At 56.6% G+C, this 15,112-nt stretch carries 13 protein-coding genes; 4 read left to right on the forward strand and 9 right to left on the reverse strand.

Going from position 1 to position 15,112, the window contains the following annotated elements; genetic code table 11:
* Positions 1 to 68: 68 nt before the first annotated feature.
* Positions 69 to 1,796: a Ppx/GppA phosphatase family protein gene (locus tag ACVWVQ_RS00320; RefSeq protein ID WP_457506294.1), complete on the reverse strand. Its 1,728-nt coding sequence runs from the start codon at positions 1,794 to 1,796 to the stop codon at positions 69 to 71.
* Positions 1,797 to 2,003: 207 nt separating this feature from the next.
* On the opposite strand from ACVWVQ_RS00320, the gene thrS reads away from it, so the two are divergent.
* From thrS to ACVWVQ_RS00340, 4 genes are all read left to right on the forward strand, one after another.
* Positions 2,004 to 3,815, forward strand: a complete 1,812-nt coding sequence (gene thrS, locus ACVWVQ_RS00325; protein WP_457506296.1) for a threonine--tRNA ligase — start codon at positions 2,004 to 2,006, stop codon at positions 3,813 to 3,815.
* Between the two features lie 424 nt (positions 3,816 to 4,239).
* Complete coding sequence (fmdA, locus tag ACVWVQ_RS00330; protein WP_414341590.1) at positions 4,240 to 5,445, forward strand: formamidase; 1,206 nt, start codon at positions 4,240 to 4,242, stop codon at positions 5,443 to 5,445.
* A 40-nt stretch (positions 5,446 to 5,485) separates the two neighbouring features.
* Complete coding sequence (locus ACVWVQ_RS00335; RefSeq protein WP_041438561.1) at positions 5,486 to 5,761, forward strand: FmdB family zinc ribbon protein; 276 nt, start codon at positions 5,486 to 5,488, stop codon at positions 5,759 to 5,761.
* A gap of 314 nt (positions 5,762 to 6,075) precedes the next feature.
* On the forward strand, positions 6,076 to 7,623 hold the full coding sequence (locus ACVWVQ_RS00340; protein WP_457506297.1) for an ABC transporter ATP-binding protein: 1,548 nt from the start codon (positions 6,076 to 6,078) through the stop codon (positions 7,621 to 7,623).
* On the opposite strand, the gene malQ is transcribed toward ACVWVQ_RS00340, so the two are convergent.
* The 8 genes from malQ to ACVWVQ_RS00380 all read right to left on the reverse strand — a co-directional run bounded on the left by malQ (position 7,620) and on the right by ACVWVQ_RS00380 (position 15,021).
* Entirely contained in the window at positions 7,620 to 9,221 is a 1,602-nt protein-coding gene (malQ, locus tag ACVWVQ_RS00345; RefSeq protein WP_457506299.1) for a 4-alpha-glucanotransferase, read from the reverse strand. The genes ACVWVQ_RS00340 and malQ overlap by 4 nt on opposite strands.
* Before the next feature lie 155 nt (positions 9,222 to 9,376).
* Positions 9,377 to 10,249 carry a polysaccharide deacetylase family protein gene (locus tag ACVWVQ_RS00350; protein ID WP_457506301.1) on the reverse strand — a complete coding sequence of 291 codons (873 nt, stop codon included), beginning with the start codon at positions 10,247 to 10,249 and terminating at the stop codon, positions 9,377 to 9,379.
* A 40-nt stretch (positions 10,250 to 10,289) separates the two neighbouring features.
* A complete protein-coding gene (pyrE, locus tag ACVWVQ_RS00355; protein WP_414331955.1) occupies positions 10,290 to 10,907 on the reverse strand; it encodes an orotate phosphoribosyltransferase in 618 nt (205 codons plus the stop codon).
* 195 nt (positions 10,908 to 11,102) lie between these two features.
* Positions 11,103 to 11,648 (reverse strand): GTP-binding protein, encoded by a 546-nt coding sequence (locus ACVWVQ_RS00360; protein WP_457395853.1) that lies wholly within the window; start codon positions 11,646 to 11,648, stop codon positions 11,103 to 11,105.
* Between the two features lie 232 nt (positions 11,649 to 11,880).
* On the reverse strand, positions 11,881 to 12,432 hold the full coding sequence (locus ACVWVQ_RS00365; RefSeq protein WP_011433099.1) for a protoglobin domain-containing protein: 552 nt from the start codon (positions 12,430 to 12,432) through the stop codon (positions 11,881 to 11,883).
* Between the two features lie 54 nt (positions 12,433 to 12,486).
* Entirely contained in the window at positions 12,487 to 12,855 is a 369-nt protein-coding gene (locus ACVWVQ_RS00370; RefSeq protein ID WP_011433098.1) for a roadblock/LC7 domain-containing protein, read from the reverse strand.
* Positions 12,856 to 12,935: 80 nt separating this feature from the next.
* Entirely contained in the window at positions 12,936 to 13,820 is an 885-nt protein-coding gene (locus ACVWVQ_RS00375; RefSeq protein ID WP_457506303.1) for a DUF4388 domain-containing protein, read from the reverse strand.
* A gap of 385 nt (positions 13,821 to 14,205) precedes the next feature.
* Positions 14,206 to 15,021: a DUF4388 domain-containing protein gene (locus ACVWVQ_RS00380; protein ID WP_457506305.1), complete on the reverse strand. Its 816-nt coding sequence runs from the start codon at positions 15,019 to 15,021 to the stop codon at positions 14,206 to 14,208.
* Between the last annotated feature and the right edge of the window lie 91 nt (positions 15,022 to 15,112).

Below are 15,112 nucleotides of genomic sequence, written 5' to 3' on the forward strand. Positions count from 1 at the left end.
ACCACAGCTTCATCGTCAAACATTCTACCGTTGCCAGGTGCCCACCAGAAACCTCCTGCGGGCAGGGGCTAAACTGCTGCCTCAAAAGGATTTGAGCTGCGCTCGATCTGAGTGGACAATTTGGGGATCACCTGCAGCTTGAACTGCTGTTCGAAGACTTTTTTCTTCTCGTTCAAGCTCCACAGCTCCAAGGCGCAGTCATCATTGGGATGCCTGGGATCCAAAATCAACTCCATGCGGCGGGGGCCTTCTCCCAGGAGCTGAAAACGGCAGTGCAGGGCTTGAATGGCCTGCAGGCGGCGGCGATCCAAAGCACAGGCTATGCGCAGCAGGGGGCTCAGTTCCAGCACCACTTGGCGATCCCGCTCGTCGCTGAGGCGCTGGAAGTTCTCGTGCTTCTTCTTGGGGGGCGACTTGCGGTGGTAGCGGGCCAAGTTGGCGATCACCTCCACCTCTTCTTCGTTGAAGCCCAAGAGTTCTCCATGGCGGATCAGGTAGTAGGAGTGCTTGTGGTGGGCGGCATGGCTGATGAAGTGGCCGCAGTTGTGCAGCATGGCCGCCGCCCAGAGAAGAGCCCGCTCCCGGGATCCCCAGCCATGCAGGATGCCGCGGGTTTGATCGAAAAGGCTGAGGGCAAATTCGGCCACCCGTTCGGCATAGGGCAGCTCCACCTGATATTTTTCCGCCAGCTTGAGCACACTGCGCCGCCGCACCGAGCTGTGGTAGCGCAGCCGATCCTCAATCAGCCCTTGGCCGATCATCCAGTCCACGATCAGCCCTTCCCGCAGAGCCCGTTCGCAAAACTGGATCCGCTCCACCCCCAGCAGGGTCATCACTTCTTCCAAGATGACCGCCCCGGCTAGGATGATCTCCCCCCGCCTTTCCCCCAGGCCGGGCAGCTTTTGCCGTTCGGCCACCGTGAGGGAGCGCAGCTCTTTGATGTAGCCGCGCAGGGCTTCCAGGCTGAACTCATACCCCTGCAGGCGATGGGGGAGAGCGCCCAACCGACGGCGGGCATCCAACTGGGCCAGGCACTCGACGGTGCCAGAGGTGCCCACCAAAGGCAGGGATCCCTGTTGTTGTGAAGAGGCAAGGATCCGCTTCATCTGCTCGATGGGGGATTCCAGCATGCCGCGGATGTGCTGGCGCAGGGCTTGCAGTTCGGCAGAAGTGGGCGGGTCGTGGTGCAAAAAAGCCTGGGTCAGACGCACTGCCCCTACCTTGACGCTGCGCAGAAACTCCGGCTCTTGGCCATTGCCCAAAATCAGCTCGGTGGAGCCGCCACCAATATCCACCACCGCGTGCAGCCGGTTGTGGAACTCCATCGCCGAGAGCACCCCCAGGTAGATGCGGCGGGCCTCTTCCTGCCCCGAGATTAACTCCACCCGCAGGCCCAGCTCCCGTTCAATCCGCTTCAAAAACTCCAGCCCATTGGGGGCCTCGCGCACAGCACTGGTAGCCACGGCAACAATATCCTGCACCTGAAAGCTCTCAGCAATGCGGCAAAACCGCTCCAGAGCCGTCCGGGCCCGCTCCATGGCTGCAGGCGTGAGGGCGCCCGTCTGGTTGCAGTATTCCCCCAGCCGCACGGTGGCTTTTTCGCGGGAGATGATGGTGAAGCTGGGGATACGGGGATTGATGCGCACCACCACCATGTGGAGAGAGTTGCTGCCCACATCGATGGCCGCCAGAACGGGGGCCGCCCAAGATTCAGAACGAGAAGCCGGGCTGGTTTCGGAAACTGGGGAAGCAGAGGTGACAGAGCGTTCCGTGAAGTTGGTGGGCGAAGAGATCATGGCTCGGGTAAGGGGGTCAACCCCTTTAGGATACTGTGTACTTTCCCCCCTTGTTCCGGGCCGAGTCGTGAGGTGAGGTTCGCGGTTGACTCGGCAAACAGGGGAATTGATTAGCTGGGGATCCCTGCCGTTCTCGCCCCAGCCTAAGATAGGGACACGGATATCCATTTCTTCACTGTTCTTTCTTTGTTGTCGAAGCAGGTTCCGATGTCTCAGCCAGCCGAATCACCTCAGAAGGCCAACAGCACCCTCAAACTGCTGCGCACTCACGAGTCTCCCAAACTGGAGCGCATCCGCCACACCACTTCCCATGTCCTGGCTATGGCGGTGCAAAAGCTGTTTCCCAAGGCCCAGGTGACCATCGGCCCCACAACCGACTACGGCTTCTACTACGATTTTGACCATCCCGAGCCCTTCACGCCGGAAGATCTGGATCGCATCAAAAAAGAGATGCAGGCAATCATCAAAAAAGGTTTGCCGGTGATCCGCGAGGAGGTGAGCCGTGAAGAGGCCAAGCGCCGCATCGAAGCCCTCGGAGAACCCTACAAGCTGGAGATCTTAGACAGCATTCCCGAAGGGGAGGTCATCAGCATTTACCACTTGGGGAATGAATGGTGGGATCTCTGTGCCGGTCCCCACGTGGAAAACACCCAAGAGCTCAACCCCAAAGCTTTCGATCTGCTCAGCGTGGCCGGCGCCTATTGGCGGGGGGACGAGACCAAGCCGCAGCTCCAACGCATCTACGGTACCGCCTGGGAAACTCCAGAGGAGCTGAAGGAATACAAGCGGCGGCTGGAGGAGGCCAAACGGCGGGATCACCGCAAGCTGGGCAAAGAACTGGGTCTCTTCCTGTTTTCCGATGAAGTGGGTCCGGGCTTGCCCCTTTGGACTCCGAAAGGAACTACCCTACGCTGGGTGCTGGAGGATTTTCTCAAGCAGGAGCAGCTCAAGCGGGGCTACCTGCCGGTGGTTACCCCTCATATTGCCCGTGTGGACTTGTTCAAGATCTCCGGCCACTGGCAAAAGTACCGGGAAGATATGTTCCCCATGATGGCGGAGAATGAGCAGGATCGCGCAGCCGAACAGGGCTTTGTCATGAAGCCGATGAATTGTCCTTTTCACATCCAAATCTACAAATCCGAGCTGCGATCCTACCGCGATTTGCCCCTACGATATGCCGAATTCGGCACCGTCTATCGCTATGAGCAATCGGGGGAATTGGGAGGTCTGACGCGAGTGCGTGGCTTCACGGTGGACGATGCCCACCTGTTTGTCCGGCCCGATCAATTGGAGGAGGAGTTTCTCAAGGTTGTCGATCTCATTTTGGTGGTTTTCGATAAGCTCAAGCTCAAGGATTTTCGCGCCCGCCTCAGCTTCCGCGATCCCAAGTCGGACAAATATCTGGGATCCCCTGAGGACTGGGACAGGGCCGAGAATGCCATCCGTCGCGCTGTGGAGAAGTTGTCGATGCCCCACTTTGAAGGGATCGGCGAAGCAGCCTTCTATGGGCCAAAGCTGGATTTTATTTTCCGCGACGCCCTGGATCGGGAGTGGCAACTGGGCACGGTTCAGGTGGACTACCAAAACCCACAGCGCTTTGATCTGCAATACGTAGCTGAGGACGGATCCCGGCAACGCCCGGTGATGATCCACCGCGCTCCCTTTGGCTCGCTGGAGCGGCTGATTGGGATCCTCATCGAAGAATACGCTGGGGATTTTCCCTTCTGGCTGGCCCCGGAACAGGTGCGCATTTTGCCCGTTTCCGATCAGTATCTGGGCTACGCCACCCAGGTGCGGGATCAGCTGCGAGAGCAGGGGATCCGCGTCCACATCGATGCCGACAGCGATCGTTTGCCCAAAAAAATCCGCAATGCCGAGAAGGCCCGGATCCCTTTTATGTTGATCGTGGGGGAACAGGAACAAGCGGCAGGAACGGTGAGCGTGCGCCAGCGCCATGGACAGGAGCTGGGATCCCTGACGGTGGCAGATTTCCTAGCCCAGCTACAGGCACTTGACTAGCCCGAGCATTCGGGATCCCCGGCTTGCGGCAATTGGGTTTTCAGAACTTGGAGCTCAAGAAAGAGCTTGAGTTTCCCTTTCTCAAGGGAAGCCAAGGGGGCTAATTGAAAAATCAGGATTTGGCCGACAACCCACCATGTTCTCTAGGGATTTTCTGGAGAGGATCCTGCAACGCTTTAGGAGCTGACGGCTAAATCGATCTGTCGCCGAATGGATTGGCCGTTACTTTGGTGAATTGATTGATAGTTACTTTGAATTGCAGTGAAATAGCCTGTCGATCTAAGCTCCTCATCTCCCGCTCTGCGATTGTAGATAACAGCACTATGAATTGTAGCTTTTACTACAGTATTAGCTTCTCTATTGGAGATAGGCTTTTGTGCATTCAAAGTCTGACCGCAGAGTGATGACTCAAGGATAGGATCCCATGCCCAAAACGCTGTTTAAAGTTGACCTGACTAAGCCAATGGATCAACAGGATCTACCGGGTCACAACCGCTGGCATCCTGATATTCCCGCTGTGGTTTCTGTAAACCCTGGCGAGGTATTCCGAATTGAGTGTAAAGACTGGACGGATGGGCAAATCAAAAACAACGATGATCCTTCCGACATTGAGCAGGTTGACCTAAGCGTTGTCCATGTTTTGAGTGGGCCTATTTGGGTTAACGGCGCCCAGCCTGGAGATATCCTGGTTGTCGATCTGTTAGACATTGGGCCACTGCCGGGAGACGAGTGGGGGTTTACAGGTATTTTTGCCAAAGAAAATGGAGGGGGATTCCTCACCGATCATTTTCCCAACGCGGCCAAAGCCATCTGGGATTTTCAAGGCATTTACACCACTTCCAGACACATTCCCCATGTGCGCTTTGCCGGCATCATTCACCCCGGCCTCATTGGCTGTGCCCCATCTCACGAGTTGCTGGCGGCTTGGAATAAGCGGGAAGCTGAGCTGGTCGCTTCGGCTCCCGATTTGCGCACTTACGGCGCGGGGCTATCCGGCAATCAGCCTGTGCTGGCCGCCTTGCCCAATCCCAAGAACGCAATTTTGGGAACTTTGCCCAAGTCAGAGTATGAGCGGGTTGCTGCTGAAGCGGCTCGGACGGTGCCCCCGCGAGAGCACGGCGGTAATTGCGATATTAAAAACCTGTCTAAAGGAACACGGATCTACTTCCCGGTTTACGTGGAGGGTGCCAAGCTGTCGATGGGAGATATTCACTTCTCGCAAGGGGATGGGGAGATCTCTTTTTGTGGCGCTATTGAGATGTCGGGCTACATCGATCTCCACGTCGATCTAATCAAGGGTGGTGTTGAGAAGTACGGATTGGTTAACCCCATTTTTAAGCCCGGCCCTGTTGAGCCACGTTACTCGGAATACCTTGTGTTTGAGGGCATTTCTGTGGACGAGCTTACAGGTAAGCAGCATTATATGGATGTTCACATTGCCTATCGACGCGCCTGCTTAAATGCCATCGAATATCTGAAAAAATTCGGCTTTACGGGAGAACAAGCTTATCTGCTGCTCAGTTCTGCACCGGTGGAGGGCAGAGTGAGTGGGATCGTCGATATTCCCAATGCTTGCTGTACTGTGGCTGTTCCTACGCAAATCTTCGACATAGATATTCTCCCTAGGTGAATGTTATCCGATGCCTCGTTCAAGGGGGTGGAATAGGAAGATGCCGCTGTATGAGTTTAAGTGTCAAACCTGTGGGGAGTTTGAGGTATGGCGGCCCTTATCTCAATATCGAGATCCGGCCTATTGTCCTTCTTGCAATCAGGAAGGGAAACGTCTCATTTCAGTTCCCATGGTTCAGCTTTCCAGCTCTTTGCCTATTTCAAAGGGGGGAAGAGAACCCAAACTGATCAAGCGTGAACAGCACTCAAATTCTGATCCAAACTCGCCAAAATATCGCTCCCAATCCTGTGGGCGACCTTGGATGTTGCACCATTAGTTATCAGACATAGTTGTTTCAGGCTAGGGTAAGACGCCTGGGCTATTGAAAAAAGCCTTCTGGCCCCGTGCATTATTGCTCCGCAGCGCTATTGCTATGCCTACGGCACCCTGACGGGAACCGCAACGCTGACGCGACGATGCGACGACGTAACGACGTGACCAACGTTTTAGGTGTGGGTGCAGTGTCCCAGTTTGAATCGAAATGACCATAGTGCTTAGAAAAAGAGAGACTCTCACAATACCCCCAGAAATGCTTTCCTCTGGCATGGCAGTTCACAACCTATGCTGGAAAAGGCGTTCAAGAAGCACCTTATGAGTGGGCCTGATCCTTCCTTGGCAGAGGGATCCCATCGCAGCGATATCGCCCTTCGTTTACAGGGGATCACCAAGCGTTATCCTCTGGTGTTGGCCAACGACCACATCGATCTGGAGGTGCGTTGGGGAGAGATTCTGGCGCTGATGGGGGAGAACGGGGCGGGCAAGTCTACCCTGATGAAGATCGTCTATGGGTTGGTCAGCCCGGACGAGGGATCCATTCAAGTGGATGGGCAACTGGCCAAAATTCACAGTCCCGCCGATGCCATTCGGTTGGGAATTGGGATGGTGCATCAACACTTTATGTTGGTGGATCCCTTGACGGTTACGGAAAACGTGGTTCTTGGGGCCGAACCCGGCCATCTTTTTCAGGTCGATTTCCGTCGGGCCAGGGCTGAGGTGGCTCAGTTGATTGCCGAGATGGGCTTCCATCTGGATCCCGACGCCAGAGTGGAGGATCTGCCGGTAGGCCTACAGCAGCGGGTGGAGATCTTGAAAATGCTCTACCGCAAGGCCCGCATCTTGATTTTGGATGAGCCGACGGCAGTGTTGACTCCGCAGGAGGCAGGCGAGCTGTTTGCGTTTTTGCGCCGCTTTGCCCGGCGGGGGGGAGCTGTCATTTTCATCAGCCACAAGCTGAAGGAGGTAATGCAACTGGCCGACCGCGTCACCGTCATTCGGGATGGCAAGGTGGTGGCGACGTTGCCCACTGCCCAAACCGATGCCCAGGAACTGGCGCGGCTGATGGTGGGGCGGGAAGTCAGTCTGACCGTTGAAAAAAAGGCCGCTACCCCTGGGGAGGTGTTGCTGGATGTGCGAGATCTGTGGGTGGATATACCGGGGCGGAAGCCGGCGGTGGCGGGGGCGAGCTTCCAGGTACGTGCCGGCGAGATTGTGGGCCTTGCCGGTGTGGAGGGAAACGGCCAAACGGAATTGGTGGAGGCGATCACCGGCTTGAGAAGCTACCGCGGCCAAATTCGCTATGGAGCCGGATCCCTGTCTGCTTCGGCCCGACAGGTGCGTTGCTGGGGTCTGAGTCATATCCCCGAAGATCGCAATGTGAGAGGTTTGGTGCTGGATTTCCCCACCCGCGACAACCTGATCCTGGGGGATCACCATCAAAAGCCGTATACCGGCTGGTTGGGATTTTTTCGGGAAGAGGCCATTGACCAACATGCCCGCCAGGTGGTGGAGAGCTTCGACGTTCGCCCCCGCAGCATTTCCCTGACGGCCCGCCGCTATTCTGGGGGCAATGCCCAGAAGATCGTTGTGGGACGGGAGCTTTCCTGTGGATCCAAGGTGCTGGTGGCTGCCCAGCCGACGCGGGGGGTGGATGTGGGGGCCATCGAGGCCATTCATCGCCGCATCCTGCAGGCACGGGATCAGGGCATGGGGGTGCTGCTGGTATCGGCGGATTTGAATGAGGTGATCAGCTTGTCGGATCGCATTTTGGTGATCCATGAGGGCCGCCTGGTAGGAGAACTCAGGCCTGAAGAGGCCACCGAAGAGCGGATCGGGCTGCTGATGGGCGGGATCCAGCATTAGACGAGGCTGGGGGCAGCTTGAGAAGACCCTGCCGCCCGTTCTTGGGCTAGGGCTGCTCGCCGTTGCTCCAACTCTTGAGGAGAGATGCGCCCATAGGTCACGCTCATCTCGGCCAGCCGCTGGATCATGTCCTGCCGCAGCATGTCCTCGCGGTAGCGCCAGGCCCAGTTGTTCTCGGTGGTGCCGGGGAAGTTCATGCGCGCCTCTGCCCCCAGCCCCATCACATCCTGCAGGGGAATGATGGCCAGGTCGGCTACGGAAGAAAGGGCCAAGCGGATCAGATCCCAATGGATGCCCCCGGATCCCTGGCAGCCCAAATAGCGCAGCAGGTTTTGTTTTTCCCACTCCGAGCGCTCCGGGTCATGAAACCAGCCCACCACCGTATTGTTGTCGTGGGTGCCGGTGTAAACGACAAAGTTACGCTCGTAGGCATGGGGCAAATAGGGGTTATCCGGCCCGGAACCAAAAGCAAACAGCAGCACCTTCATGCCGAGCAGGCCGAATTGATCCCGCAGTTGCAACACCTCGGGCGTGATGTCTCCCAGATCTTCGGCAATCACCGGGATTTCCCCCAGCTTGTCGGCCAGGGCCTGAAAGAAATCTGCTCCCGGCCCTTTTTGCCACTCCCCTTCCACAGCCGTTTCCGCATCGCCCGGAATGGCCCAGTAGCTCTCGAAGCCGCGAAAGTGGTCGATGCGCACACAATCCACTTGCTTGAGAATGGCCTGCATGCGTTTGATCCACCAGTCGTAGCCACGGGCCTTGAGCACTTCCCAGTTGTAGAGGGGGTTGCCCCAGCGCTGCCCGGTGGGGCTGAAATAGTCGGGCGGCACACCGGCTACCTGCAAGGGCTGTCCCCGTTCATCCAGGTGAAACAGCTCCCGGTTGGCCCACACGTCGGCACTGTTGGGGGCAACGTAGATGGGCACATCCCCAATGAGCCGCACTTGATGCCGATGAGCATACTCCCTTAGGGATCCCCACTGCTGGGCAAACAGATACTGCCAAAACATCTGCTCGGTAATGGCATCGGCATAGCGATCGCGAGCCTCTTGCAAAGCCGGCGGATCCCGTCGCACCAAGGCCGGATCCCATTGGTTCCACTCTTGCTCGCCGTACACATCCTTGAGGGTCATGAACAGGGCATAGTCGGGCAACCAATCGGCTTCGGCAGCACAATAGGCTTGGAAGGCTTCCCAGTCGGCGGCGGACGCTTTTTCTTTGAAGGTTGCCCAGGCGCGGTGCAGCAGGCCCAGCTTGAAGGGGATCACGGTTTCGTAGTCCACCCGCTCGGCAGACCCGGCTTGGATCGTTGGCCATTGGGGCAGATCCTGCCAACTGTTGGGATCCAGCCAACCGGCCCCCACCAATAGCTCCGGGCTGATGAGAAGCGGGTTGCCGGCAATGGAGGAAAAGCTCATGTAGGGGGAGTTGCCCCAGCCGGTCGGCCCAAGAGGAAGAACCTGCCAGAGGCGTTGGCCGCTCTCCACCAGAAAGTCCACAAAGCGATAAGCCGATGGCCCCAGATCGCCGATACCAAATGGCCCCGGTAGCGAGGTGGGGTGCAGGAGGATCCCACTGAGTCTGCCCATGCGCATGGCCAAGCCCTTTTGCCCTAGGTGGTTTCACCGCCTATGCTGTCACTTCTGGAGCCACGGTGGACAGCTCCAGACAAGACAAAATTAGAACAAAGTTAAAAAATGAGCAGGATCCAAGGCCAAGACGCGCTTTTCCCTCTGGCCAGGGGATCCCGTCAGGGCGTCTCAGGAGCAGGGCAGGCTTGGGCATACCAGTCGTAGAGGCCATCACCGGTGGTGAGCCAAGTCTGAGGGCGAGATTGGATGTGCTGCAAGGCTTTTTTCAGGGATCCCATCCGCAGAGGCTGCCCGACAATAAAGGGGTGCAGGCCGATGGCCATGATGCGAGGGGAGCGCTCCCCATCCTGCCAGAGTTGATCAAACTGGTCGATGAGGGCTTGGGCAAAGGCTTCTGCCGGCAGGCGGGCGCTGAGACAGAGGCTGATGTCGTTGGCCTCTAGAGTGTAAGGGATCCCCAAAAGGGGGCCGGCGGCAGTTGGGAACCAGTAGGGTTGGTCGTCGTTTACCCAGTCGGTGGTGTAGCGGATCCCGGCAGCCTTGAGCAGGTCAAAGGTGTTCTCGCTAACGGAAAACCCCGGCGTCAGCCAGCCCCAAGGGCGGGATCCCGACACCTTCTCCAAAAGGGACAAACTGCGCTCAATGAGCTCCTGTTCGACGTCACGGGCCAGGCCGCTGTGGCCGGTGGAGTTGTTCCAGCCGTGGGCCAGCACCGACCAGCCGTATTGGCGGATTCCTTCGATGATGGGGGGGTAAAGATCCACCATTTCCGCATTCAAGGCCGCCGTCACCGGGATCCCCAGCTCCGCGAACAGTTCAAACAAGCGCCAAATGCCCACCCGATTGCCATAGTCCCGCCAGCCATAGTTGGCGATCTCAGGGGAGCTGGTGAGATGGGGTTGAATGGCCGTGCCCAGCTTGCCAAAGGTGAAGTGCTCGATGTTCATCACCACGTACACAGCCACCCGCGCCCGATGCGGTAGGCTCGGCAGATTTCGGCTGGGCAGAGCTGAGTAGGCAGGGGGCAGCATGTCCGCTCTTCAAAGCTTTGATGCTCACCAAGGGGGCAGGCTAGTCCTTTGATTTTCCTGAGGTCAAGGCCCGATGGCAAGCCTGCACTTCTGGAAGGGTGAATAGGCGACGAAAGGCGATCCCTGCTTCTCGGCAGCGGTCTTCTGCCCCTTCCAGCCGATCCACCAAAGCAAGGATCCCTTCCGCCCGGTAGCCGGCTGCCCGCACCCGTTCGACAGCCTTCAAAGCAGAACTGCCGGTGGTCACCACATCTTCCAGGATCCACACCCGACTGCCTGCCGGCAACTCCGGCCCCTCGATCCAGGCTTGCGTGCCGTGCCCCTTGGGCTCTTTGCGCACGATCAAGGCGGGTAGGTTGGCGGGTTCAGCATGCAGAGAGGCCAAACTCACCGCCGTCACCAAGGGATCCGCTCCCAGCGTCATCCCGGCCACTGCTTCGGTTTCGGGAGGCAACAGCCGGTGTAGCAGGGATCCCACCCAATAAGCTCCTTGGGGGTGAAGGGTAACCGGTTTGCAGTTGATGTAGTAGGGGCTCTTCTGTCCAGAAGTGAGGGTAAAGGAGCCTTCTCGGTAAGCCAGTTGGGCGAGGAGATACAACAGTTTCTCCCGCGCTTCCTCTGGGGAAAGGGTCAGGGGAGAGCAGTCAAGAAGCAACACAGCAGGGATCCCCTTGGTTCAATGGCTGGCCAGAAAGAGCACTCAGGACATTTTATTATCCGGCGAATCTCCACAGAATCCAGTCTCCCCTTTTCCGGCTTCACGGGAGGGATCCCTGTCACGCAAAAGATACGCCTGTCTTGGCTAGGGCCAATGTTGCTGAAGTTCTAGACCGGCGGATACCTGAAAATCTGTTCAAACAACCACCTGGGGCATCATTTGCTCAACCAACAGAAGCAACGTGTTGGCAACAGAAGCCGGCTCCTGGGCATTCAAAGTAGTGTGCGGAACTGAACCGTCCTGATTCCCCAAAATTAACAAAATGTCTTCTGGATCCCAGGCATTGGGTTGATCGACGTGGGTGATCCCAATCACGCAGGGGGCACTTGTCCTGGCTTTCATAAAAGATTGAATAGCTTGGGCGTTGCGAAATTGGCCCGGCAAGTGCGCAGGCACCAGAAGAACATAGCCGTGGGCGCGCTTAATTAAAATATCCCACATAAAGTTAAAGCGAGACTGGCCTGGAGTTCCGTAGAGATGCAGCCACATCTCTTCTTCCTCCTCTCCAATTCTCAAGCGGCCGAAGTCCATGCTTACCGTCGTGGTTTTCTTCAGCTCTGCCACCTCGTCCGTTGCTTTGCAATCGGTGTCTACTACCTCAATCTCGCTAATCGTGCGAATAAAGGTAGACTTTCCAGCTCCCACCGGCCCTGTTACAACAATTCGCAAGATATTTCCCATAAACTGGCCTCAGACTAAGCTCTAGCGACAAAGCTGAATAAAACTCGGGGGAGTGCACCGATGTGCCGCACGGGAGGTAAAGCTATCTCCAGGTTGCTTCTAAGATAATCTAAAAAAGATACCAACGCCAGCTCTGCTCCAGAGGGATCCCAGAAACTCAAGCACCTCAGCCCAAGAAGGTAGAGAAATTAAGCAAGTAGAGTAAGCAAGAGCCCACTCTAACTCAAACAACTCAAATTAAACTGTTGGCACCATTGGCAATTAACCGTTTGAATAAAGCCTCGCTCATGCCTGTTTCCTGTTGCACTGCATTGTAGGCCACCTCAAGGTAGGCTTGCTCAATAAAGGAGAGGTCAATCATACAGACCTTGCTCAAGCTGGTGCGCAACTGCTCAGGCTTGCCTTCTTTCACCAACCGCCGACTGACCTCCTGCACAACTGTGGCCATAGCAGGCACAACATGTTGAGGGCCGATCCCAACGCGCACATGAACTATGCCAATCTTCCAGCGCCGCTCAGCGTATTGTGGCCCCCAGTTATCCATGCCCGTAAACATTTCCTTGAACCAGTCGGCAAAGGTTTGGCCCAGCCGCTGCCGGTTGTGCTTGGCTATCACTGCCGCCATTTCGGCATCGCGATCCAGATAGCCGTAAAAGGCGTCTGACATTTCCGCCGCGATACTGCCGCCCCAGTCAGCACTTTGCTGCAAAACTTTCTTGTCATCATCTGTGAATTGCGTGCGTGAGATCAGGACTTGGAGCAGCTCAGAAGGTTTAATGGCCATACTTCCCTCAACGTCAGGACAGAATCAAAAACTTAGCCTCCACATTTGATTTTCTTACTTCATTGCCTCTGCAATGCTTGCCGCGACTCGCTTAATTTCCAAAAAGAGCAAGCCTTGCTTGACTTCATGGCTGGCAATTGTCAGCAAGACGGCATCGGGGCCACAACTGGTTAAAACCCCGTATCCTTTTTCCCCCTGTACAAAAACTCTCTCTATGGCTCCGCGCCCTAGCTCTCTCCCAATCCGTTCGCCCAAAGAAAGCATGGCAGCCGACATAGCAGAGGTTCTCTCTTCATCCATACCCACAGGCAGTGTGGAAGCCAAAGGTAACCCGTCAGGGGTGACCACTGCTGCTCCCTGGACTTCTGGCGTATTGGCAACATAGCTCTGGAGGATCGCTTGCAAAGAGGACAGATTAGCCATCCTATATCTCCCTGCTGATTCCCTATTTCTAATGTTTCTACCCGAAAACCGAAAACATGACTGCAAATATCCCTATGCTTTTATTTTTCGCGAATGCCCTTGAGGAGGGTGGCCAATCGACTGACCAGAGAAGGCTTGACGGGGCCGCCCTCATCCTGAAAACCGGGCACCCTTGCCCCCAGCCTCTCCCTCACCGGCTCGGGATTCACCTCCTCAGCAATCGACTTGGACAGCTCGCAGTGACCAGACCGAGCCAGAACCGTTGGCCCCTCACAAGGGCTGATCAACCCCAGCTTCGCCAGACGGGCACAGGCATAGCGCACCTCCAGCAGGTCTGCCCCCAGTGCTTGAGCCAAAGCTGTCAGCTTGCGGGAAGGCGACACCTGCTCCAGGATCCCCCACTCCAGCGCAGAAAGTTTGAACAGAGGCAGTTCGGTGCTGGTACGCCAAAAGCAACTATCGGGTTCGGGCAGGTCTTTTTCGGGGCGTTGCTCCAGCTTGAGCTGCTGCAGGGCTTCCAGGACAGCAGCGGTGGCGCCTTTGCTGAGGCCAGTCATTTCTCGGTAGGGCATGGGCACGTTGGGCAGGAAGCTGAACTGGCCGGATTCGAGGGCGAAGAGGCTGTAGAGGCCGGTTTGCAGTTGATGGCGGAACAGCTTGGCCAGGGCTGCTGGGGTAATCAACCCTTGCCGCTGCAAGCAACGCCCCAGAGGCTCTTCCGAGCCGCAAAAGGAAGCCAGCTTCTCGACCACCCGCTCGCTCACCAAGCCGGAATGGGCCAGCAAGCTCTCCAGGCGGTGTTCTTCCTGAGGTGGTAGGGCAGCAATGACCCGACCTTGGTAAAACCAGATCCTGTAGATACCTCTGGGCGCCCAAATACAGAGCTGTCCTGTTTTGCTGCCCCTCTCGATCAGTTGCAACAAATCAGGCAAGGAAAATTCTTGGAGGTCTCCAACTATAGCCATAAGAATTTTTTGAACCTCCACTTCGATGGAATGGGCGAAAAATCAATGCTTCAGTGACTTTTTAGACATCCCTATTCTTGTACATGGACTCTCGGTCAACAACCGTGTATCTACGACCGTGTTTTTTGTAGCTCGATACTCTGCGCGCCAGCAGTTACACTTACTATCCGGGAAAATCTATCAAGGAATACAATTAGGCAGCACTCGGAAGCCCTTCACAGAAGAGTTCTAGTTTCCTTTGTTTCTGCTTTGTGTTGGATCATGTCGCTTCGTAAGATAGAACTCCTATTTTTGCTTTCTCTGTGAGCGGAAGTTAGAGAAAAGTTATAGACCCTTCCAAGTTCTTTACAAAGCCAGAAGATTGTTTTTTTCCGTTAGGTTTACCTCACTTTTCGCGCATGCCCTTGAGGAGGGTGGCCAATCGACTGACCAGAGAAGGCTTGACGGGGCCGCCCTCATCCTGGAGACCAGGCACCCTTGCCCCCAGCCTCTCCCTCACCGGCTCGGGATTCACCTCCTCAGCCACTGACTTGGACAGCTCCAAGCGACTGGCCGCTGGCCCCTCACAAGGACTGATCAACCCCAGCTTCGCCAGACGGGCGCAGGCATAGCGCACCTCCAACAAGTCGGCCCCCAATGCCCGTGCCAGGTCGGCCAGCTTGCGGGAAGGGGAGACCTGCTCCAAGATCGACCACTCCAGCGCAGAAAGTTTGAACAGAGGCAGTTCGGTGCTGGTACGCCAAAAGCAACTATCGGGTTCGGGCAGGTCTTTTTCGGGGCGTTGCTCCAGCTTGAGCTGCTGCAGGGCTTCCAGGACGGCAGCGGTGGCGCCCTTGCTCAGGCCGGTCATTTCTCGGTAGGGCATGGGCACGTTGGGCAAAAAGCTGAACTGGCCGGATTCGAGGGCGAAGAGGCTGTAGAGGCCGGTTTGCAGTTGATGGCGAAAGAGCTTGGCCAAATCTACGGGCGAGATCAACCCTTGCCGCTGCAGGCAACGCCCCAGAGGCTCCTCCAAGCCCCTAGCGACCAACTGGCTGACCACCTGCTCGTCCACCAAGCCAAAGCGCGTCAGCAGGCTTTCCAAACGATGCTTTTCTTCAGGGGTGAGGGCGGCGACCACCCGACCTTGGTAAAACCAAATCCGCTGAATGCCATTGGGTGCCCAGATGGATAATTGCCCTGCTTTCTTACCCTTTTCCATTAAATGCAACAGGTCGCATAAGGAAAATTCCTGAAGATCTCCAAGCATCGCCATACTTTTGCTCCCTTCACCGCTGCAAGATGCGCTTTCT

Source organism: Thermostichus sp. MS-CIW-36, from assembly GCF_054059035.1.

What these genes read in the sequence shown, in the direction of transcription:
- ACVWVQ_RS00370 (WP_011433098.1), bottom strand. Translation starts at nt 12,855, where the DNA reads ATGGCTAATCTGTCCTCTTTGCAAGCGATCCTCCAGAGCTATGTTGCC.
- ACVWVQ_RS00380 (WP_457506305.1), bottom strand. Translation starts at nt 15,021, where the DNA reads ATGGAAAAGGGTAAGAAAGCAGGGCAATTATCCATCTGGGCACCCAAT.
- ACVWVQ_RS00350 (WP_457506301.1), bottom strand. Translation starts at nt 10,249, where the DNA reads ATGCTGCCCCCTGCCTACTCAGCTCTGCCCAGCCGAAATCTGCCGAGC.
- fmdA (WP_414341590.1), top strand. Translation starts at nt 4,240, where the DNA reads ATGCCCAAAACGCTGTTTAAAGTTGACCTGACTAAGCCAATGGATCAA.
- thrS (WP_457506296.1), top strand. Translation starts at nt 2,004, where the DNA reads ATGTCTCAGCCAGCCGAATCACCTCAGAAGGCCAACAGCACCCTCAAA.
- ACVWVQ_RS00335 (WP_041438561.1), top strand. Translation starts at nt 5,486, where the DNA reads ATGCCGCTGTATGAGTTTAAGTGTCAAACCTGTGGGGAGTTTGAGGTA.
- ACVWVQ_RS00340 (WP_457506297.1), top strand. Translation starts at nt 6,076, where the DNA reads ATGAGTGGGCCTGATCCTTCCTTGGCAGAGGGATCCCATCGCAGCGAT.
- ACVWVQ_RS00375 (WP_457506303.1), bottom strand. Translation starts at nt 13,820, where the DNA reads ATGGCTATAGTTGGAGACCTCCAAGAATTTTCCTTGCCTGATTTGTTG.
- ACVWVQ_RS00320 (WP_457506294.1), bottom strand. Translation starts at nt 1,796, where the DNA reads ATGATCTCTTCGCCCACCAACTTCACGGAACGCTCTGTCACCTCTGCT.
- ACVWVQ_RS00365 (WP_011433099.1), bottom strand. Translation starts at nt 12,432, where the DNA reads ATGGCCATTAAACCTTCTGAGCTGCTCCAAGTCCTGATCTCACGCACG.
- malQ (WP_457506299.1), bottom strand. Translation starts at nt 9,221, where the DNA reads ATGCGCATGGGCAGACTCAGTGGGATCCTCCTGCACCCCACCTCGCTA.
- ACVWVQ_RS00360 (WP_457395853.1), bottom strand. Translation starts at nt 11,648, where the DNA reads ATGGGAAATATCTTGCGAATTGTTGTAACAGGGCCGGTGGGAGCTGGA.